Here is a 19,564-nt window from a genome sequence, read left to right as displayed (position 1 = left end):
GAAGCCCTTGTTCCGTTATCGGCCGACCTGTTCGGCCCGCAGCGAACGCACGGGGCGCGGGTCGTCCCCCGGGGCAGGAGAGCCCCGGGGGACGACCCGCGAAGACGCGTAGCGGCAGCGCCCCTCACACGACCGGGGGCGCCCCCTCGATCGGGCGGCCCAGCACGCCCGGGCGGCGTTGCCACGGGTGAGGTCCGGTGGGCGGGCGGTAGGCGACGCCCAGGGCGTCCAAACGCCGGTAGTGCGCGGTCATCCGCCGCTCGAAGCCGGCGAAGTCCCGCTCGGCCGGCGCCGGCAGCTCGCTCCACGCGACCTCGCACAGCGCGGCGAGCCGCGGGAACACCTGGTAGTCGACGCGCCCCTGGTCCTCCATCACCTCGGTCCACACGTTGGCCTGGGTACCCAGCACCCGCGCCCGCTCCCCCGGCGTCAGCTCCGCCGGGACGGGTTCGAAGCGGTAGACGTCCTCCAGGGTGCGCACGTAGCCGATCGGCACCGGCTCGTCGGGGCCCGCGTCCTGACGGTGGTCCAGGTAGACCTGCTGCTCGGGGCACATGACCACGTCGTGCCCGGCGCGGGCGGCGGCGACCCCGCCCGCGTAGCCGCGCCAGGACGACACGGCCGCGCCCGGTGCCAGTCCGCCCTCCAGGATCTCGTCCCAGCCGATCAGCCGGCGCCCGCGCTCGGCGAGCCAGCCGTCGAAGTGCCCGATGAACCAGGACTGCAGGGCGTCCTCGTCCGCGAGCCCGAGGGACTCGATCCGCTCGCGCGCGGTGGCCGAGGCGCGCCACTGGTCCTTGACGCATTCGTCGCCGCCGATGTGCACGAACGGCGAGAACGGCCCGGCGTCGGCGGGGAACAGTTCCAGGACTTCCTCCAGCACCCCCTCGTAGAAGCGCAGGGTGTCCTCGGTGGGGGCGAGGACGTTCGGATTGATGCCCCAGGTGTCCCAGACGCTCAGGGCGGTGGTGTCGACGACGTCTGAGTTGCCGAGTTCCGGATACGCGGCGATCGCGGCCTGCGAGTGGCCGGGCACGTCGATTTCCGGGACCACGCTGATATGCCGTTCCGCGGCGTGGGCGACGATCTCGCGGATGTCGTCCTGGGTGTAGTGACCGCCGTGCGGCCGGTCGTCCCACAGCGGTGAGGCGCGGTGGCCGATTTTGGTACGGGCGCGCCAGGAGCCGACCTCGGTGAGCTTCGGGTGGCGGCGGATCTCGATGCGCCAGCCCTGGTCGTCCGTCAGATGCAGATGCAGGACGTTGAGTTTGTGCGCGGCCATCAGATCGAGATAGCGCAGCACGCCTTCCTTCGGCATGAAGTGCCGGGCGACATCCAGCATCAGCCCGCGCCACCGGAAACGGGGCGCGTCCTCGATCGTCACGTACGGCACCGTCCACGCCCGGTCGCGGCGCACGGGCGCCCTGCGGTACGCGTCGGGCCCGAGGAGCTGCCGCAGCGTCTGGACGCCCCGGAAGACGCCCGCCGCGTCACCGCCCTCGACGAGGACGCCCGCACCGTCGCTGACGAGGCGGTACTCCTCCGCGCCCAGCCCCGGGGCGAGCGCGAGACGGATGCCGTCCCCGGCACCGGAGGCCGCCGTCCCCTCGTGCCAGGGCAGTCCGGTGGCCGCCCGCAGCACACCGCCCAGCCAGCGCCCGACACCCTCCGTGCCGGCGCCGGCGTCGAGCCGGGAGTGTTCCGTCAGGCGCACCTCGCCGGTGCCGGTGACGACGCCGCGGGGCGCCGGAATCAGTGAAGTCGGCATCACGTCAGTCCTTTACCGCGCCGCCCAGTCCGGAGACCAGACGCCGCTGTACGAGTACGAAGAAGACCAGCACCGGAATCGTCATCACCGTGGACGCCGCCATGACGCCGCCCCAGTCCGGGTCGTCGGGTTTGTAGAACACCAGCAGTGCCATCGGCAGGGTCGACTGCGAGATGTCGCTGATGATGAACGACTTGGCGAACAGGAAGTCGTTCCAGGCGGAGATGAAGGAGAACACGCTGGTGGCCACGAGGCCCGGCAGAACGAGCGGGAAAAGGATCTGCCAGAGGAAGCGCGCGCGGCTCGCGCCGTCGATGTACGCGGCCTCCTCCAATGCCTCCGGAACGCCCTTCACGAACCCCCTGAGCATCCAGATCGCGAACGGCAGCGAGAAGGCGATGTGCGGCAGGATCAACGACCACAGCGTGTTCAGCTGACCGAGATCCCGCATCACGAAGAACAGCGGGATCGTCAGCGCCTCCACGGGCACCATCTGGGCCACCAGAAACATGATCAGCAGGGTGGTCCGCAAACGGAACCGGAATCGCGTCACGGCGGTCGCGGCGAGAAACGCGATCAGCGCGGAGGCGATCACCACGGCGACCGCGACGACGACGCTGTTGAGGAAGTAACGGCCGAAATCCTGCTGCCCGAACACCCGCCGGAACGAGTCGAGCGTGGGCGCGAGCGTCCAGGGACGCGGCTCGCTCGACCGGATCTCGCCGGCCGGTTTGAAGGCGCTCAGCACCATCCAGTACAGCGGGAACGCCACCACGGCGGCGACCACCAGGGCGGTCACCTCGGCCGCCGTACGCCCCGGGCGGCGGGTGAACCCGCGCACAAGATTCACTCCGGGCTCCCGGCCTCGGCCCACCAGGCTCACAGTTCCTCCCCCTGGCGGCGCAGCAGCCGCAGGTACACCAGCGTCACGGCGAGCAGGATCACCAGCGTCACCACGCCGATCGCGGCGCCCAGGCTGTACTGCGAGGACGCGAACGCCTTCTGGTACGCGTAGACGTTGAGGACCAGGTTCTGGCCCGCGATGCCGCCGCCGCCCGTCATGACGTAGATCTGTGTGAAGACCTTGAAGTCCCAGATGACCGACTGGATGGTGACGACCACCAGGATCGGCCGGAGCATCGGCGCGAGCACGGAGCGCCAGATCCGCCACTGCGAGGCCCCGTCGAGCGCCGCGGCCTCCAGCACCTCCGACGGTACGGCGCGGATGCCGGCGTAGACCGTGACCATCACGAACGGGAAGGAACACCACACCACTTCGAGCAGCACCAGGAAGAAGGCGCTGAACCGCCCGTACGTCCAGGAGTGGTCGCCGAGGCCGAGCACCCGGTTGACCGGGCCGAAGTCGGCGTCGAAGAGGAACAGCCACACCGTGGACCCGGTGATCGCCGGGGTGGCCCAGGCGCCGAGCGCGGCCAGCATCAGCGCGAGCCGCGGCACCGCCCGCACCCGGGTGAGCAGTACGGCGAGCGCGCAGCCCACGGCCAGCGTGGAGACGACACAGGCCGCCGCGAACAGCACGGTGGCCAGCAGCACCTCCCAGAACTGCCCGTCCCCGAACAGCTCGGTGTAGTTCCCGAACCCCTCGAAGGTGGTCGGCTCCCCGCCACTGACCTGCGCCTGGGTGTAGTGAAAGACGGAGATCAGCCCGAGCTGGTAGATCGGATAGGCGAGCAGCCCCCCGAGCACGACAAGCGCCGGCGCGAGATACAACCAAGGAGTCCGGGCGCGCCCTGTCGGGGGGCGCGGGGCCGTACCGGATCTGCGGCTACCGCCGCGTGGGCGCGAGAAACCCCCACGGACGGGAGCCCGCCGACGCTTCAGAACCGCCACCCCAATGGGCCCGCTCACCCGACCGAACCGAACGCGTCGTTCATCTTCTTCGCAGCGTCCGCCGAGGCGGAGTCCACGTCCTTCTTGCCGGACACGACCTCCTGGAACATCGTCGGCAGCACCTGCCCCGCGTCGATCTGCGCCCACGCCGGCGACGCCGGCACGAACTTCGTGTCCGCGGCCAGCGTCTCGACGAACGGCTTCACGAAGGCCTCCTTCGCGGCCACCTGCTGCCGCACGTCGGAGAACGTCGGCAGGAAGCCCATGGCGTCGAACAGCTCGCCCTGCGCCTCCTTGGACGCGAGCCGCCGCATCAGGTCGACGGCGAGGGTCCGGTGCGAGGTGGACTTCAGCACGCCGAGGTTGTTCCCGCCGGCGAACGCGGGGGCGATCGACCCCGCCTCGACGCCCGGCAGCGGCACGACGGCGTACTTGCCCTTGACCGTGCCGGCCTCCACGGCGGCGTGGCTGAAGTCGCCGCCGATCGCCATCGCCGCCTTGCCCGCTGCGAAGGCGGTGATCGTGTCGTTGCCGGTCATCGCGGCGCACTTGGCGGCCGGGCAGTTGTCGTCGCCGAACAGCGAGGTGTACGCCTCGATGCCCTTGCGCGCGGCGGCTCCGTCGATGGCGGAGGCGTACGAGCCTCCCTTGCCGGTGGCCAGTTCGCCGCCGTGGGCCCAGATGAAGGGCATCGCGCCGTAGGTGTAGGCGCCGCCGACCGCGAGGCCGTACAGCTCGGGCCGGGCGGCGCGGATCTGCTTCGCGGTGGCGATCAGCTCGGCCTGGGTCCTCGGGACGTCCAGGCCGAGTTCCTCGAAGACGTCCGTGCGGTAGTAGAGCGCGCGGACGCCGACGAAGTACGGGACGCCGTAGACCTTGCCGTCCACGGTGACGGACTGCCGGGCGGTCGGGTCGGTGTCCTTGGCCTCGTCCCAGGCGCCGAACTCCCGGGTGAGGTCGGCGAGTCCGCCGTCCCTCACATAGCCCGCGGTGTCGGTGTTGCCGTACTCGATGAGGTCGGGGGCGGACCCCGGATCGTTGAAGGCCGCCTTGATGCGCTGGGCGCGGGTCTCGACGGGTATGTACTCGACGGTGACCTCGGCGCCCTCGTGCGCCTTCTCGAACTCGGCGAGGACGGAGTCGACGACCTGTTCCTTGGGGGTGTTGTTGACCTCCTGGAAGAGCCAGACGCGCAGGGTGCCGGTCTTCTCGTCCTTGTCGGAGGAGGAGGTGCCGGAGGTCTGGGGGGCGCAGGCGGCGGTGGCGAGGACGGCCGCGACGGCGACCATGCGGGCGGACAGCTTCATGGAGTACTCCTCCGAGCGCGTTGCAGCATATGCAATGGCGGTTTCGCTGTGCACAACTCATCGGAGGCTAGGGACTGGGTGAACCGGGCCACAAGAGGTCTCCACCACTCTGTGACCGGCCGGCGCACCCTGCGCAACGCGCACACGGCACAAAGGCCCCCGGGGCACGCAAAGCGCGCCCCGGGGGCCTCGTGGAAGTTGCGCGTCCGGCGGACGTCAGGGGGAGCGGACCGACGGCCGCCCCGGCGGGCTACTTGTCGCCCTTGCCCTTGTCGTCGCCGCCCTCACTCATGGACTCGTAGATCTCCTTGCACATGGGGCAGACCGGGTACTTCTTCGGGTCCCGGCCGGGCACCCACACCTTGCCGCACAGCGCCACGACGGGAGTACCGTCGAGGGCGCTCGCCATGATCTTGTCCTTCTGGACGTAGTGGGCGAAGCGCTCGTGGTCACCGTCGCCGTGGGAGGTCTGCGGCGTCGGCTCGACGAGGGTCCCCGTACCAGTCCCGCGCTCGGGCTCAAGAGTGCTCATGCCGCCAAGGGTACTGAAGCCCGCGCGCCTCAGTTGAGCGAAGGGTCGTCCGGATACGTGGCGACCATCGCCAGCTCGTTGCGCTGCCGGCGCAGCACCTCGCGCCAGAGCCGCTCGGGGGACGGACAGGACACGTCACCCGGCTCCGACTCCACCACGTACCAGGCGCCGTCCACCAGCTCGTCCTCCAGCTGGCCCGGGCCCCAGCCCGCGTATCCGGCGAAGATACGCAGCGAGCCGAGCGCCGAGGCGAGCAGTTCCGGCGGGGCCTCCAGGTCGACCAGCCCGATCGCGCCGTGCACCCGGCGCCATCCCGGCGGCGGGCTCTCCCCCGCCGCCCCGCCCGGCACCACGGCGACACCGAGCGCCGAGTCCAGCGACACCGGGCCGCCCTGGAACACCACGCCGGGCTCTCCGGTCAGGTCCGCCCAGCCCTCCAGGATGTCGCCGACGTCCACCGGGGTCGGCCGGTTGAGGACGACACCGAGGGAGCCCTGCTCGTCGTGGTCGAGAAGGAGCACCACCGCGCGGTCGAAGTTCGGGTCCGCCAGAGCGGGAGTGGCCACGAGCAGCCGCCCTGTGAGCGAGGACACCTCGGTCATGCCAGACATGATCCCGCATCTTCCCCGTACGCGGGGAGGCAATGCGGGTGACGGGGTGAACGCGACCGGGGTACGGAAGAGCGGCCTGGTGAGGCGTTGTCCGGCGGAGGTGAAGGAGCGCGGGCGGGCGGCCGGGAGCGCGCCCGGCGCGCGAGGGCTCGCGGTGACCGCCCGTGGCCGTCGCTGAACGGTTCGTGTTGTGACAGACCCATGACGTGCCCAAGGGCTCCTTGGGCTTACAGAAGGGGGGTACAGGGCGATTACCCTTTCCCTTCTGGCCCCTGCCCCACTCCACGGAACGCGAGATTCATGACCGTCAACGACGTCGATGACGTACTGCTTGTCCACGGCGGAACCCCGCTGGAGGGCGAGATCCGGGTCCGCGGTGCGAAGAACCTCGTACCGAAGGCCATGGTGGCCGCACTGCTGGGCAGCACACCGAGCCGGCTGCGCAACGTTCCGGACATCCGTGACGTCCGGGTCGTCCGGGGCCTGCTGCAGCTGCACGGTGTGACGGTCCGTCCGGGTGACGAGCCCGGCGAACTGGTGCTCGACCCCACGTATGTGGAGAGCGCCAACGTCGCTGACATCGATGCCCACGCCGGTTCCTCGCGGATCCCGATCCTGTTCTGCGGCCCACTGCTGCACCGGCTCGGACACGCGTTCATCCCGGGCCTCGGCGGCTGCGACATCGGCGGACGCCCCATCGACTTCCACTTCGACGTGCTGCGACAGTTCGGCGCGCGGATCGAGAAGCGGGCGGACGGCCAGTACCTCGAGGCCCCGCAGCGGCTGCGCGGCACCAAGATCGCCCTGCCGTACCCGTCCGTCGGCGCGACCGAGCAGGTGCTGCTCACGGCGGTCCTCGCGGAGGGCGTCACCGAGCTCTCCAACGCGGCGGTGGAGCCGGAGATCGAGGACCTGATCTGCGTCCTGCAGAAGATGGGCGCCATCATCGCGATGGACACCGACCGGACGATCCGCATCACCGGTGTGGACAAGCTCGGCGGCTACACCCACCGCGCCCTGCCGGACCGTCTGGAGGCCGCATCCTGGGCGTCCGCCGCGCTCGCCACCGAGGGCAACATCTACGTCCACGGCGCGCAGCAGCGCTCGATGATGACGTTCCTCAACACCTACCGCAAGGTCGGCGGCGCCTTCGAGATCGACGACGAGGGCATCCGTTTCTGGCACCCCGGCGGGCAGTTGAAGTCCATCGCGCTGGAGACCGACGTGCACCCCGGCTTCCAGACCGACTGGCAGCAGCCGCTGGTGGTGGCGCTGACGCAGGCCACGGGGCTGTCCATCATCCACGAGACGGTCTACGAGTCCCGCCTCGGCTTCACCTCGGCGCTCAACCAGATGGGCGCGCACATCCAGCTGTACCGCGAGTGCCTGGGCGGCTCGAACTGCCGCTTCGGCCAGCGCAACTTCCTGCACTCCGCGGTCGTCTCGGGCCCGACGAGACTCCAGGGCGCGGACCTCGAGATCCCCGACCTGCGCGGCGGCTTCTCGTACCTGATCGCGGCCCTGGCCGCCCAGGGCACCTCCCGCGTCCACGGGATCGGCCTGATCAACCGCGGCTACGAGAACTTCATGGAGAAGCTCTCCGCGCTGGGCGCCAAGGTGGAACTCCCGGGCAAGGCCCTCGGCTGACCCCGGCCCACGAACGCCGATGGGGCGGTCACCCGGAAAGGGTGACCGCCCCATCGACGTTCACGCCGGCGTCCCCGAAGGGGCGCGGGGAACTGCGCGACAACCACGTCGGACCCGCACCCGTCAGGGGCGCCCGGCCGAACGGCGTTGAAGCGCGCAGGCGCGCGGAGCGCCTTACTTGCCCTTGGCCGCTTCCTTGAGCTTCGAGCCCGCCGACACCTTCACGCTGTAACCCGCGGGGATCTGGATCGGCTCACCGGTCTGCGGGTTGCGCGCGGTGCGCGCAGCGCGGTGGGTGCGCTCGAAGGTCAGGAAGCCGGGGATGGTGACCTTCTCGTCGCCCTTGGAGACGATGTCGCCGACGACCTCGGCGAACGCGGCCAGCACGGCGTCGGCGTCCTTGCGGGTCACCTCGGCGCGGTCGGCCAGCGCGGCCACCAGCTCACTGCGGTTCATGTTCTTACTCCCGTGTTCTTCTTGCCGTTGAGGCGTGCCACGCGGCGGAGCCGCATGTCGGGCACGGCGAAAGCCGATGCTGCCAGGTTCCTCGGTGAGTCCCCGGACCCGGGTCCCTCGTCGGACCCTCGCGCCCAGGGACGCATCCTGCCTCTACCTGCGGCGGTAATGCCAATCCGGCACCCGCAGGAGTCGTGAGAACACCCGAGGGAGTCACACGAAGAGCGCCACGGCCTCCGCACGGTGACGCTCCGTCCGCTTCCGGCAGCGGACAGCAGGGGCCGGAGCCCGGGTCTGGCCGCCACCCTAGAGGGCGCCCAGGACTACGGGTTCCGCGACGCGCCGGTCCAAACCACCCCCGTGGCGATCCTCACAGCGACCGGCCGTCGCGACGGTCACGCCCCGGCGGCCTTGGCGGCGTCCCGGACCGCGCCGGCGACCGCGCCCGCGACCTTCTCGTTGAAGACGCTGGGGATGATGTAGTTCGGGTTCAGCTCGTCCTCGGTGACCACGTCGGCCAGGGCCTGCGCGGCGGCCAGCATCATCTCCGTGTTGACGGTGCGGGACTGCGCGTCCAGCAGGCCGCGGAAGACACCCGGGAACACCAGCACGTTGTTGATCTGGTTGGGGAAGTCCGAGCGGCCGGTGGCCACAACTGCCGCCGTCTGGCGGGCGATTGCCGGGTCCACCTCGGGGTCGGGGTTCGCGAGCGCGAACACGATCGCGCCCTCGGCCATCGCCGCGACGTCCTCGGCACCGAGGACGTTGGGGGCGGAGACGCCGATGAAGACGTCCGCGCCGCGCACGGCCTCCTTCAGCGTGCCGGTGAGGTTCTCCGGGTTGGTGTTGTCGGCGATCCAGCGCAGGGCCGAACCGGGGACGGCGTCGACCAGGTCCTCGCGGCCGGCGTGCACCACCCCGTGGATGTCGGCGACCACGGCGTTCTTCACGCCGGCGGCCAGCAGCAGCTTCAGGATGGCCGTGCCGGCCGCGCCGGCGCCGGACATGACGACCCGGATGCTCTCGATGGTCTTGCCGGTGACGCGCAGGGCGTTGGTCAGGGCGGCGAGCACGACGATCGCGGTGCCGTGCTGGTCGTCGTGGAAGACGGGGATGTCGAGGGCCTCGCGCAGCCGCGCCTCGATCTCGAAGCAGCGGGGCGCCGAGATGTCCTCCAGGTTGATGCCCGCGAAGCCGGGGGCGATCGCCTTCACGATCTCCACGATCGCGTCGGTGTCCTGGGTGTCCAGGCACAGCGGCCAGGCGTCGATGCCGGCGAACCGCTTGAACAGGGCGGCCTTGCCCTCCATCACCGGCAGGGCGGCCTTGGGGCCGATGTTGCCCAGGCCCAGCACGGCGGAGCCGTCCGTCACGACCGCAACGGAGTTGCGCTTGATGGTGAGACGGCGGGCGTCCTCGGGGTTCTCGGCGATCGCCATGCAGACCCGGGCCACGCCGGGCGTGTAGACCATGGACAGGTCGTCACGGTTGCGGATGGGGTGCTTCGACGCCATCTCGATCTTGCCGCCGAGGTGCATCAGGAACGTACGGTCGGAGACCTTGCCGAGGGTGACGCCCTCGATGCGGCGCAGCTGCTCGACGATCTCGTCGGCGTGGGCGGTGGACGTGGCCGCGATGGTGACGTCGATGCGAAGCCGCTCGTGGCCCGACGCCGTCACGTCGAGGCCGGTCACCGAGCCTCCGTGGGACTCGACGGCCCCGGTGAGCTGGGACACCGCGGTTCCTCCCGCGGGCACCTCCAGCCGGATGGTCATCGAGTAGGAGACGCTGGGCGCCGTTGCCATGGCCGTTCCTCTGCTTTTCAACCGTGTCGCGAATCGTGCCGTCCGATCGTCGCACCTACCACCGAGTACGTGGTAGCCGCCTGGGATTGCGGACGTTTTGTTCACCGGCCTCTGCCGCCAGCCGGAAAACGAGTTCCACCATACGAGAGCGAGCCGGGCAACAAAGGAGGCCCACGTCACTGTCGTGACGTGGGCCTCTCGAACGCTTGTGACACCGACCCGCCATGCTCGCCTCGCGGCAAGTGGTCGCTCGAAGCGACTAAGGTTGGGCCCGGGGGCTTGGATCGGGCCGGTGCCACATCCAGGCTAACAAACGGATGGCGCGAGGCCATTCCCATGACCCGGGGATATTTCCCGCACCCCCTCCGCGCCCCTCACCGGTCAGTCCCGCAGGAGGTCGGGGACCCCGCCGGCGTCCGGTACGTCGCGGTCCGCCGACACCACGGTGAGCTGCTGCGTGGCACGCGTCAGGGCGACGTACAGCACACGCAGCCCCGCCGGGGACTCGTCGGCGATCTCCGCCGGGGAGACCACGACCGTCGCGTCGTACTCCAGGCCCTTGGCCTCCAGGCTGCCGAGCGCCACCACGCGGTCGCCGAGCCCGTCCAGCCAGCGCCGGGCCTCCTCGCGCCGCTGCATGGCGACGACCACGCCGACGGTGCCGTCCACCCGCTCGAGCAGCCGGGCGGCCTCCGCCCGCACGGTGTCGCCCAGCGTGTCCCGGACCACGGCGAAGCGCGGCTCGACACCGGTGGAACGCACCGCCCGGGGCGCCTCGGAGCCCGGCATGGCGAGGGCGAGGACCCTGGACGCCAGCTCGGCGATCTCCGCCGGGTTGCGGTAGTTCACGGTGAGCTCGAAGCGGCGGCGCGGACGGGTGCCCAGGGCCTCGTCGCGGGCCTGGGCGGCCTCGTCGGGGTCGGACCAGGAGGACTGGGCCGGGTCGCCGACGACCGTCCAGGTGGCGTGCCGGCCGCGGCGGCCGACCATGCGCCACTGCATCGGGGTGAGGTCCTGCGCCTCGTCGACGATGACGTGCGCGTACTCCACGCGCTCCTGGGCCAGCCGCTCGGCCCGCTCGCGCTGGGTCTCCTCGCGCACCGGCATCAGCTCCTCCAGGCCGGTGAGCTGGTCCAGCGGGTCGATCTCACGCTTCCTGCGGGGGCGCGCGGGAGCGCCCAGGATCGCCTGGAGCTCGTCCAGCAGCGCGATGTCGTGCACGGAGCGCCCGTCCCGCCTGAGGGCGCGCGCCACCTTGCGCACCTCCCCCGGGTTCAGCACGCGCCGGGCCCAGCGGCCGAGGCGCCGCTCGTCGGCCATGGCGTCCAGGACGGCGGCCGGGGTCAGCTCGGGCCACCAGGCATCCAGGAAGGCGACGAAGTCGTCCTCGGAGGTGATGTCCTCGTCGAAGGAGGAACGCAGCTCGGCGGCGAGCTCCGGGTCGGTGTGCCGGTTCCCGGCGCCGGAGCGCTCCCACAGGGCGTCGAGGAGCAGCTTGCGGGCGCGGGGGCGCAGCAGGTTGACCGGTGCGGTGCCGCCGAGGGCGGTGCGGCGGACCTCCGCCAGCTCCTCCGCCTCCAGCTCCAGCCGCCGTCCGAAGGCGACGACCCGCAGCCGCTGGGGCGCCTCCTGCCGCTCCAGGGCGCCCCGCGCGGCCTTCCGCAGCACCTTGAGCATGCGGGAGGAACCCTTGACCCGGGCCACCGACGGGGAGTCGTACACCGTGGCCTCGGCGCCGTCGACGAGGGAGCCGATGGCGCGGATGGCGACCTGGCCCTCCTCGCCGAGGGACGGCAGCACGCCCTCGGTGTAGGCGACCAGCAGCGGGGTCGGGGAGACGATCAGGATGCCGCCCGCGTACCGCCGCCGGTCCTGGTAGAGCAGGTAGGCGGCGCGATGCAGGGCGACGGCGGTCTTGCCGGTGCCGGGGCCGCCCTCCACATAGGTGACGGAGGCCGCGGGCGCGCGGATCACCAGGTCCTGCTCGGCCTGGATGGACGCCACGATGTCCCGCATGGAGTGGGTACGGGCCTGGCCGAGCGCGGCCATCAGGGCGCCGTCGCCGATCACGGCCAGCTCGCGGCCGTTGAGGGACGCCGTCAGCTCGGGGCGCATCAGGTCGTCCTCGACGCTGCGCACCTGCCGCCCCTTGGAGCGGATCACCCGGCGCCGCACGACCCGGCCGGGGTCGACCGGCGTGGAGCGGTAGAAGGGGGCCGCGGCGGGCGCCCGCCAGTCGATGACCAGCGGGGCGTAGTCCTCGTCGAGGACGCCGATCCGGCCGATGTGCAGGGTCTCGGCGATGTCGGCGGTGTTGTCGGGCCGGACGGCGCCCTCGGCGGGCTCGACGGCGGTGTACGCGCCGTCCGGGCCCTTCCTGCCGTCCTTGCCGAGCAGCAGGTCGATCCGGCCGAAGAGGAAGTCCTCGTACTCGTTGTGCAACCGGTTGAGGTGGACGCCGGCCCGGAAGACCTGGGCGTCCCGTTCGGCGAGGGCGCCGGGCGTGCCGACGTGGCCGCGCTGGGCGGCGTCGCGCATGAGGAACTCGGCTTCGGTGATCTTCTCCTCGAGCCGTCGGTACACCCGGTCCAGGTGTTCCTGTTCCACACGGATCTCCCGGTCGCGACCGGAGTCGTGATCCGGGTCGACCGCGGATTCCTGTTGAGCCTGAGCGGCCACCGGGCCCCCTTCTGACGTGCTGGGCAGCCGTCAACCGTACGCGAAGGGGGCCCCGTGAGGCTACGCGTCGACCTCCACGAGCGTCTCGCCGTCGAAGTTGGCGATCTCGAAGTGGTCGATCTCGTTGCGCTCGAAGGCGGCGCCGCCCTGGACGTACAGCGGCTGCTTGCCCTTGTCGGTGGTGGCGTCGGGCAGTCCGTAGCCCTCGCCGGTGACCGACCAGGAGTTCACCGTCTCACGCTCGCCGTTCTTGCCGACGGCGATGAGCGAGCACTTCTGGTCACCCTTGACGTTCTTCAGCTCGGTGACGATCTCGGTGCCCCAGAGCTTGTCCTCCAGGGCCACGGTGGCGGTCACCCCGGTGCCGGGGTCGGTCGCCGTGATCTTCTCGGAACTCTTGTCGAAGATGTCCTTCGCCGGGTTGGCCGCGAGCGTGCGGCTGGTGCCGCCCCCGCCGCCGCTGCCGCTGTCCCCGCCGCTGGCGGCGACGGCCACGAACGGGCCGCTGACGATCAGCGCGCCGGCGGCGGCCACCATGTAGAAGTTGCGGCGGCGCTTGCGCGCACGGCGCTCGGCCACCTCGTCGACGAGTTTCTCCACGACGCGCGGCGAGGGCTTCGCGGACAGCGACTCACCGATCGCGGGCGAGCCGGCGGCCTCGGGCAGGTCCGCGAGCGCGGCCAGCATCGGTTCCATGCCGGCGAGTTCGTCGAGCTGCTGGGCGCACCACTCGCACGTCGCCAAGTGCGCCTCGAAGGCGCTGGCTTCGGCGTCGTCGAGGATCCCGAGGGCGTAGGCACCGACGGTCTCGTGCTCGTTCGGCACCGGTGATCCCTCCATGGCACCAGACATACCCGTCCCGCCCGTGCCGAATCCCTGGTTTCCCCCGTACACACTCATCACGCCGTCACCCCCCGCTCCTCCAGAGCCAGCTTCATCGACCGCAGGGCGTAGAACACCCGGGAGCGTACGGTGCCGCTCGGTATGCCGAGTGTCTGGGCCGCCTCATTGACGGTACGCCCCTTGAAGTAGGTCTCGACGAGGACCTCCCGGTGTGCCGGGGTCAGGTCGTCGAGTGCGTCCGACAGCGTCATCAGCCACAGCGCCTTGTCGATCTCGTCCTCCGCGGGGATGACCTCCAGCGGCGACGGATCGACCTCCTGCGGCCGGGCCTGCCGGCTGCGGTGGCCGTCGATGACGATGCGCCGGGCGACCGTCACCAGCCAGGGGCGTACCGAACCGGTCGCCCGATTGAGCTGACCGGCGTTCTTCCAGGCACGGATGAGCGTTTCCTGGACGACGTCCTCGGCGCGCTGCCGGTCTCCGGCGACCAGCCTGAGGACGTAGGCCAGCAGGGGGCCTGCGTGCTCGCGGTACAGCGCACGCATCAGCTCCTCGTCAGGTTCCGAGGGCTGTGAAGACATGCGATGTCGGGCCCTCGTTCCACGTTCATTGGCCACGGCCGCATCCTTGCGCACGCCCACCTCCGGTGTCCGGGGGATCCCCCAGTCGGTCGCTCGACAACCGGTACGCAGGAAGCGGGTGGGGTGTTCAAAGGGAGACGGCAGTTTTCTGCGGGACGTCACGACGACCGGGACATGAACGCACATTCCCCCCGCTTCTCCTTCACATTTCCGACACACGGCGGGTGAAGAGCCGTCAGCGGGGACCAATGAGGCTGAACAGTCGCGTGACGCGCATCACTTGAGCAATTTTTGGCATCCTCGGGGCGCGAAAACCGCGAACGGGATAAGGGAGTCAATCGGGCGCCGGTGCTCAGGCGCGGGTGAGGGCCGCCGCGCGGCGGCGGTGCCGGGCCACGCGCTCGCGGTTGCCGCAGACCTCGCTGGAACACCAGCGCCGCCGGCGGCCCCGGGAGGCGTCGACGTAGACGATGGGGCAGTGGTCGCCCTCGCACTGCCGCAGGCTCGCGCGGGCCGCCGGGTCGGTGAGCAGGTCCACCGCGTCCCGCGCGACCGCCCCGAGCAGCGCGTCCTGGCCGGGCGGGCCGTCCAGCCGGCGCACCAGGGTCCCGTCGGCGCCGGGCACCGCGCGGGGCGCCGGCGGTGCGGCGCGCGCGAGTTCGTTGACCCGGGTGAGCGCGGGGGCGTACGAAGGGCTGCCGGCGGCGCGGACCAACGGGACCAGATACGCGCGCAGTTCGCGGAACGCGGCGAGCCAGCCCGGGTCGGCGTGGGCGAGTCCGGTGCCCTCCGGGACGAGTCCCGCGCCGGTGATCCAGGCGCACAGCGCGTCGACCGAGTCGAGCCGTTCCTCGGGATGGGTGGTCGCGAGCAGGTCCAGGCAGACCCGCCCGGTGTCGAACCTCAGCTCGTAGGACGCCGTGACCGTACCCAGTGCCATGTCCTGCCACCGCCTAGGGGGCCCCGCGCGCGTGGGGGGCCGGTGCGCGATCCGGGAAACCGTTCTCCCTCCACAGTGCCCGCCCGTCCGGGCCCCCGGAACCCCTCCCGCCGCGACCTTTCGGCTTAGCCTTCCCGCATGGAGGAGATTGACGGGCTGGAGGTCCGCGCGTTCCCGGACGCGGCGGCCTTCGAGGCGTGGCTGGCCGAGCACCACACCCGGCGCGAGGGGGTGTGGGTCAAGGTGGCGAAGAAGGCGTCGGGGACCGCCTCGGTCACCGAGGACGAACTGGTCGACGTGGGCCTGTGCTGGGGCTGGATCTCCGGACAGCGCCGGCGCCTGGACGACCGGTACTACCTGCAGAAGTACGGGCCTCGCCGGCCGCGAAGCCTGTGGTCACGGGTGAACGTGGAGAAGGTCGCGGCGCTCGCGGCGGAGGGCCGGATGCGGGAGCCCGGCCTCGCCGAGGTCCGGCGGGCCCAGGAGGACGGCCGCTGGGACCGGGCGTACGCCTCCCAGAGGACGGCGGAGGTCCCGGACGACCTGGCCGAGGCCCTCGCCGCGAACCCGCAGGCCCGCACGGCGTTCGACGCGCTGGACCGCACCGCCCGCTACCTGGCCCTGCTCCCCCTGCTCCGGGCAGCGACCCCCGAGACCCGGAGGAAGCGCCTGGAGCGCACGGTCCGTGACCTGGCGGAGGGCCGCCTGGACGGCTGACGGCCCGGGTCAGCCCGCCGTGTCGTACTTGGTGTCCGCCGCCGGGTCGAGGGCGAGGCGGTAGCCGCGCTTCACGACCGTCTGGATCAGCTTCGGGGCGCCCAGGGCGGTGCGCAGGCGGGCCATCGCGGTCTCCACCGCGTGCTCGTCGCGGCCCGTGCCCGGCAGCGCGCGCAGCAGCTCCGCGCGGGAGACGACCCAGCCGGGCCGCCGGGACAGCGCCCGCAGCAGGGACATCCCGGCCGGCGGTACGGGCCGCAGCTCGCCGTCCACCAGGACCGCGTGCCCCCGGATCTCCATCCGGTGCCCGGCGACGGGCAGGGTACGGGCGCGGGACGGCAGTTCGCGGCAGAGCAACTGGACCAGCGGGCCGAGCCGGAAGCGCTCGGGCTGTACGGTGTCGACGCCCCGGGCCTGGAGCGGCAGGGCGGTGACCGGTCCCACGCAGACGGTCAGCACGTCGTGGCCGAGGGCGGCCAGCAGGTCGTCCGCCAGGCCGCGTTCCTCCGCACGGGAGAGCAGCGAGGCGGCCGCGGGCGCGCTGGTGAAGGTGACCGCGTCCAGGGTGCGGGCGACGACCGCGTCGATCAGGCGGTCCACCGGGCCGATGTCCTCCGGCGGCAGCCACCGGTAGACCGGCACGCCCACCACCTCCGCTCCCCCGGCCCGCAGCGACTCCACGAACCCGGGCAGCGGCTCGCCGTGCAACTGCACGGCGATGCGCAGCCCGTCCACGCCCTCCTCGAGGAGCCGGTCCAGCACCTCCGCCATCGACTCCGACGCCGGCGACCACTCCTCGGTCAGCCCGGCTGCCCGGATCGCGCCCTTCACCTTGGGGCCGCGCGCCAGGATCCGCACCCCGCGCAGCCGTTCCCGCAGGTCCTCGCCGAGTCCCCAGCCGTCGGCCGCCTCCACCCAGCCGCGGAACCCGATGGCGGTGGTGGCGACCGCGATGTCCGGGGCCTGCCCGATGATGTCCTTCGTCGCGGCCAGCAGTTCACTGTCGTCGGAGAGCGGCACGATCCGCAGGGCGGGGGCGTGCAGCACGGCGGCACCGCGCCGCTCCAGCAGCGCGCCCAGCTCGTCGGCACGGCGCGCCGCCGTCACGCCCACGGTGAAGCCCGCGAGGGGCCCGTGGTCGGGTGACTGCTCTCGTTCGTCGTCCATGGCTCTCGTCCCGGCTCGAGTCGGCGTCCTCACGGAGGTGCGGCTCCACGTCCGTGCCGAACCGAGCCTGTCAATGATCCATGACAGGCTCGGTTCGGCTTCATGTCACCAGTGTTACGTCACCGTCCGTCAGACCTCGGCATAGCTGAGCTGCGGCTTCTCCTGCGGGGCGGTGTCCGTCCCGGCCGCGCGGGCGGCGGGCCGGCGAAGGTATACCGCCCACGTGACCGCGAAACAGACCGCGTAGCAGGCGAGGAACGCGACGAAGGCGCCGGTGCCCGAGCCGTAGGAGAGGAAGGACTGGCGGAAGGCGAGGTTGATGCCGACACCGCCGAGCGCGCCCACCGCGCCGATCAGCCCCATGGAGGCGCCGGACAGCCGTCGCCCGTACGCGGCCGCCTCCTCCCCCGCGAGCCCCAGGGCCTGGGCCTTGGCCTGGAAGATGCCGGGGATCATCTTGTACGTCGACCCGTTGCCGAGGCCGGTCAGCACGAACAGCCCCACGAAGGCGACGGTGAACAGCACCAGCGACTGCCGCATGGAGGCGGCGATCAGCACGGCGGTCGCGGCGCCCATGGCGACGAAGTTCCACAGGGTGATGCGCGCGCCGCCGTAGCGGTCGGCCAGCCAGCCGCCCACCGGCCGGATCAGCGAGCCCAGCAGCGGGCCGACGAAGGTGACGTACGCGGCCTCCAGCGGGGTGCGGTCGAACTGGTTCTGCAGCACCTGCCCGAAGGCGAAGCTGTAGCCGATGAACGAGCCGAAGGTGCCGATGTAGAGGAACGACATGATCCAGGTGTGCGGGTCGCGCGCCGCGTCCCTGGCGGCGCCGGTGTCGTTCTTCACCGAGGCCAGGTTGTCCATGTAGAGCGCGGCGAGCACGGCGGCGACGACGATCAGCGGGATGTACAGGCCGAGCAGCACCCGCGGTCCGCCGCTCGCGCCGATGATCGCGAGGGCGACCAGCTGGATCACCGGGACGCCGATGTTGCCGCCACCGGCGTTCAGCCCGAGCGCCCAGCCCTTCTTCCGCAGCGGGAAGAAGGCGTTGATGTTGGTCATGGAGGAGGCGAAGTTGCCGCCGCCGATGCCGGCCAGCAGGCCGACCAGCAGGAAGGTGGAGAAGGAGGTGCCCGGCTCCATCACCGCGAACGCGGCGACGGTGGGCACGAGCAGCAGGCCCGCCGAGACGATCGTCCAGTTCCGCCCGCCGAACACCGCGACGGCGAAGGTGTACGGGACCCGGACGACGGCGCCGACCAGCGTGACCATCGACGTCAGCAGGAATTTGTCGGCCGGGGTCAGCCCGTACTCCGGGCCCATGAAGAGCACCAGCACGGACCACATGGTCCAGACGGAGAAGCCGATGTGCTCGGACAGGACGGAGAAGAGGAGATTGCGGCGGGCGATCCGCTCGCCGGTGCGGTTCCAGAAGGTCTCGTCCTCCGGGTCCCACTGCTGGATCCAACGGCCGCTGCGGGCTGTCATGGGGCCTCCACTGCTCTCCGGGGCGCGGCGGTGCCGCGAGGGCTGGTCCCGAAGGTAGGCAGGGAGCGTTTCCGGCCTGTGGCACGCGGTGACCGGCAGGGAACGTTGCTCTCACCCCCGCCGGGGGCGGGGTGAGAGGTGTCCGTCACCGGTCACCGGGGGCGCCGTGAGGGGTCAGTGCTGCGGGGGGTCAGTGCTGCGGGGGCTGCCCGTAGGGGCCGGGCTGCTGCTGCGGGGCCCCGTAGGGGCCGGGCGCCTGCTGCGGGACACCGTACGGGCCGGGCTGGCCGTAGGGGCCGGGCTGTTGGCCGCCGTAGGGACCGGGCCGGCCGTAGGCGGGAGGCTGCTGGGCGTAGCCCGGGGCCGGCTGCTGTTGCTGCGGGAACGGCTGGCCGTACGCCGGGGGCTGCTGAGGGTGGCCCGGAGCCGGCTGCTGCGGGGCCGGGGCACCCTGGGCCTGCGCCCCGTACGGGCCGTAGGGGCCGGCTCCGAAGGGGTTGCCGTGGCCCGGCATCTGACCGCCCGGGGGCAGGTAGCGCACCCGGCCCGTCTCGTCGGTCACCGGGGCGAAGCCGGCCGCCTGGAGCCGCGCCGCGAACTTGGCGTTGCGCTTGCGGGTGACGACGAAGCCGATGCCCAGGATCGCCATGAGGGCCAGCCAGATCACGGCCGCGATGACGAAGTCGTCCGAGGTGCCGCCGAGCCGGTAGGCGATGATGACGCTGCCGATGGAGACACCGAGGGCGCCGTAGCCCATCCGCTTCTCGGCGCTCTTGCCGGTGAGGTCGAAGTTGATGCGCGCCTTGAGCAGTTCGAAGGCGTCCGGCACGAGCGGCGGCACGGACACCCCGTCCCCGGCGTTGGGGTACTGCGCCCAGTTCTGCGCGGCGCGGGCCTGGGCCTGCGGGCTGGGGTCGGGGACGATCAGCATCTTCAGCTGGCTGTTGTTCCCGCCGCCCTGCCGGACGTCGGCGTACTCGTAGCCGAACTGCTGGGCGACGAAGGCGAGTCGGGCGAGTTTCTTCACGGATGCCATGGGACTGGTGAGCTCCACCGGCTCCCCGCTCGCCATCAACTGCAGCATCTTCTGTGTCTGCCGCTTGCTCATCCGCTTGCGCCCCCTGGCCCACCGTTCACTTCAGCAACAGAGGGCAGTCTCGCACGGGCCGCCC

17 protein-coding genes are annotated in these 19,564 nt (G+C 71.5%); 2 read left to right on the top strand and 15 right to left on the bottom strand.

What is annotated here, in order from left to right; all coding sequences use genetic code 11:
• Window positions 1-124: 124 nt before the first annotated feature.
• The 6 genes from B100_RS0115510 to B100_RS0115485 form a co-directional block, all read right to left on the bottom strand.
• Window positions 125-1,768: a beta-N-acetylhexosaminidase gene (locus tag B100_RS0115510; protein WP_024885356.1), complete on the bottom strand. Its 1,644-nt coding sequence runs from the start codon at window positions 1,766-1,768 to the stop codon at window positions 125-127.
• Window positions 1,769-1,772: 4 nt separating this feature from the next.
• Window positions 1,773-2,618, bottom strand: coding sequence for a carbohydrate ABC transporter permease (locus tag B100_RS0115505; RefSeq protein ID WP_024885355.1), 846 nt, complete (start codon window positions 2,616-2,618; stop codon window positions 1,773-1,775).
• Window positions 2,619-2,647: 29 nt separating this feature from the next.
• Window positions 2,648-3,610 (bottom strand): carbohydrate ABC transporter permease, encoded by a 963-nt coding sequence (locus B100_RS0115500; protein WP_051490001.1) that lies wholly within the window; start codon window positions 3,608-3,610, stop codon window positions 2,648-2,650.
• A 23-nt stretch (window positions 3,611-3,633) separates the two neighbouring features.
• Window positions 3,634-4,926, bottom strand: a complete 1,293-nt coding sequence (locus B100_RS0115495) for an extracellular solute-binding protein (protein ID WP_024885353.1) — start codon at window positions 4,924-4,926, stop codon at window positions 3,634-3,636.
• A gap of 250 nt (window positions 4,927-5,176) precedes the next feature.
• Window positions 5,177-5,458 (bottom strand): DUF3039 domain-containing protein, encoded by a 282-nt coding sequence (locus B100_RS0115490; protein ID WP_024885352.1) that lies wholly within the window; start codon window positions 5,456-5,458, stop codon window positions 5,177-5,179.
• Window positions 5,459-5,487: 29 nt separating this feature from the next.
• Window positions 5,488-6,060 carry a YqgE/AlgH family protein gene (locus B100_RS0115485; protein ID WP_024885351.1) on the bottom strand — a complete coding sequence of 191 codons (573 nt, stop codon included), beginning with the start codon at window positions 6,058-6,060 and terminating at the stop codon, window positions 5,488-5,490.
• A gap of 309 nt (window positions 6,061-6,369) precedes the next feature.
• Here B100_RS0115485 and murA point away from each other — a divergent pair, with 309 nt between their 5' ends.
• Window positions 6,370-7,716, top strand: a complete 1,347-nt coding sequence (gene murA, locus B100_RS0115480) for a UDP-N-acetylglucosamine 1-carboxyvinyltransferase (protein ID WP_024885350.1) — start codon at window positions 6,370-6,372, stop codon at window positions 7,714-7,716.
• Window positions 7,717-7,890: 174 nt separating this feature from the next.
• Here murA and B100_RS0115475 read toward each other — a convergent pair whose 3' ends face one another.
• The 6 genes from B100_RS0115475 to B100_RS0115450 form a co-directional block, all read right to left on the bottom strand.
• Window positions 7,891-8,172 carry an HU family DNA-binding protein gene (locus tag B100_RS0115475; protein ID WP_003950507.1) on the bottom strand — a complete coding sequence of 94 codons (282 nt, stop codon included), beginning with the start codon at window positions 8,170-8,172 and terminating at the stop codon, window positions 7,891-7,893.
• A gap of 395 nt (window positions 8,173-8,567) precedes the next feature.
• Window positions 8,568-9,977: an NAD-dependent malic enzyme gene (locus B100_RS0115470; RefSeq protein WP_024885349.1), complete on the bottom strand. Its 1,410-nt coding sequence runs from the start codon at window positions 9,975-9,977 to the stop codon at window positions 8,568-8,570.
• Between the two features lie 381 nt (window positions 9,978-10,358).
• On the bottom strand, window positions 10,359-12,656 hold the full coding sequence (locus B100_RS0115465; protein ID WP_024885348.1) for a UvrD-helicase domain-containing protein: 2,298 nt from the start codon (window positions 12,654-12,656) through the stop codon (window positions 10,359-10,361).
• A gap of 60 nt (window positions 12,657-12,716) precedes the next feature.
• Window positions 12,717-13,481 (bottom strand): zf-HC2 domain-containing protein, encoded by a 765-nt coding sequence (locus B100_RS0115460; protein ID WP_024885347.1) that lies wholly within the window; start codon window positions 13,479-13,481, stop codon window positions 12,717-12,719.
• Between the two features lie 74 nt (window positions 13,482-13,555).
• On the bottom strand, window positions 13,556-14,140 hold the full coding sequence (locus B100_RS0115455; RefSeq protein WP_078492847.1) for a sigma-70 family RNA polymerase sigma factor: 585 nt from the start codon (window positions 14,138-14,140) through the stop codon (window positions 13,556-13,558).
• Window positions 14,141-14,432: 292 nt separating this feature from the next.
• Window positions 14,433-15,020: an ABATE domain-containing protein gene (locus B100_RS0115450; RefSeq protein WP_024885346.1), complete on the bottom strand. Its 588-nt coding sequence runs from the start codon at window positions 15,018-15,020 to the stop codon at window positions 14,433-14,435.
• A 138-nt stretch (window positions 15,021-15,158) separates the two neighbouring features.
• On the opposite strand from B100_RS0115450, the gene B100_RS0115445 reads away from it, so the two are divergent.
• The gene (locus B100_RS0115445) at window positions 15,159-15,737 is read left to right on the top strand and encodes a YdeI/OmpD-associated family protein (protein ID WP_024885345.1); all 579 of its coding nucleotides are present in this window, start codon (window positions 15,159-15,161) and stop codon (window positions 15,735-15,737) included.
• Between the two features lie 9 nt (window positions 15,738-15,746).
• Here the strand turns inward: B100_RS0115445 and B100_RS0115440 are convergent, their stop codons facing one another.
• From B100_RS0115440 to B100_RS0115430, 3 genes are all read right to left on the bottom strand, one after another.
• Window positions 15,747-16,904, bottom strand: a complete 1,158-nt coding sequence (locus B100_RS0115440; RefSeq protein ID WP_024885344.1) for a uroporphyrinogen-III synthase — start codon at window positions 16,902-16,904, stop codon at window positions 15,747-15,749.
• A gap of 129 nt (window positions 16,905-17,033) precedes the next feature.
• Window positions 17,034-18,392 carry an MFS transporter gene (locus tag B100_RS0115435; RefSeq protein WP_024885343.1) on the bottom strand — a complete coding sequence of 453 codons (1,359 nt, stop codon included), beginning with the start codon at window positions 18,390-18,392 and terminating at the stop codon, window positions 17,034-17,036.
• Window positions 18,393-18,582: 190 nt separating this feature from the next.
• Window positions 18,583-19,500, bottom strand: coding sequence for a membrane protein (locus tag B100_RS0115430; protein ID WP_024885342.1), 918 nt, complete (start codon window positions 19,498-19,500; stop codon window positions 18,583-18,585).
• Window positions 19,501-19,564: the final 64 nt, after the last annotated feature.

Source organism: Streptomyces sp. CNH189, from assembly GCF_000527195.1.
The sequence above is the reverse complement of the archived record's forward strand: the minus strand, read 5'-3'. Positions and strand labels throughout refer to the sequence as shown.

What these genes read in the sequence shown, in the direction of transcription:
- B100_RS0115510 (WP_024885356.1), bottom strand. Translation starts at nt 1,768, where the DNA reads ATGCCGACTTCACTGATTCCGGCGCCCCGCGGCGTCGTCACCGGCACC.
- B100_RS0115495 (WP_024885353.1), bottom strand. Translation starts at nt 4,926, where the DNA reads ATGAAGCTGTCCGCCCGCATGGTCGCCGTCGCGGCCGTCCTCGCCACC.
- B100_RS0115490 (WP_024885352.1), bottom strand. Translation starts at nt 5,458, where the DNA reads ATGAGCACTCTTGAGCCCGAGCGCGGGACTGGTACGGGGACCCTCGTC.
- B100_RS0115485 (WP_024885351.1), bottom strand. Translation starts at nt 6,060, where the DNA reads ATGACCGAGGTGTCCTCGCTCACAGGGCGGCTGCTCGTGGCCACTCCC.
- murA (WP_024885350.1), top strand. Translation starts at nt 6,370, where the DNA reads ATGACCGTCAACGACGTCGATGACGTACTGCTTGTCCACGGCGGAACC.
- B100_RS0115475 (WP_003950507.1), bottom strand. Translation starts at nt 8,172, where the DNA reads ATGAACCGCAGTGAGCTGGTGGCCGCGCTGGCCGACCGCGCCGAGGTG.
- B100_RS0115470 (WP_024885349.1), bottom strand. Translation starts at nt 9,977, where the DNA reads ATGGCAACGGCGCCCAGCGTCTCCTACTCGATGACCATCCGGCTGGAG.
- B100_RS0115450 (WP_024885346.1), bottom strand. Translation starts at nt 15,020, where the DNA reads ATGGCACTGGGTACGGTCACGGCGTCCTACGAGCTGAGGTTCGACACC.
- B100_RS0115445 (WP_024885345.1), top strand. Translation starts at nt 15,159, where the DNA reads ATGGAGGAGATTGACGGGCTGGAGGTCCGCGCGTTCCCGGACGCGGCG.
- B100_RS0115440 (WP_024885344.1), bottom strand. Translation starts at nt 16,904, where the DNA reads ATGGACGACGAACGAGAGCAGTCACCCGACCACGGGCCCCTCGCGGGC.
- B100_RS0115435 (WP_024885343.1), bottom strand. Translation starts at nt 18,392, where the DNA reads ATGACAGCCCGCAGCGGCCGTTGGATCCAGCAGTGGGACCCGGAGGAC.
- B100_RS0115430 (WP_024885342.1), bottom strand. Translation starts at nt 19,500, where the DNA reads ATGAGCAAGCGGCAGACACAGAAGATGCTGCAGTTGATGGCGAGCGGG.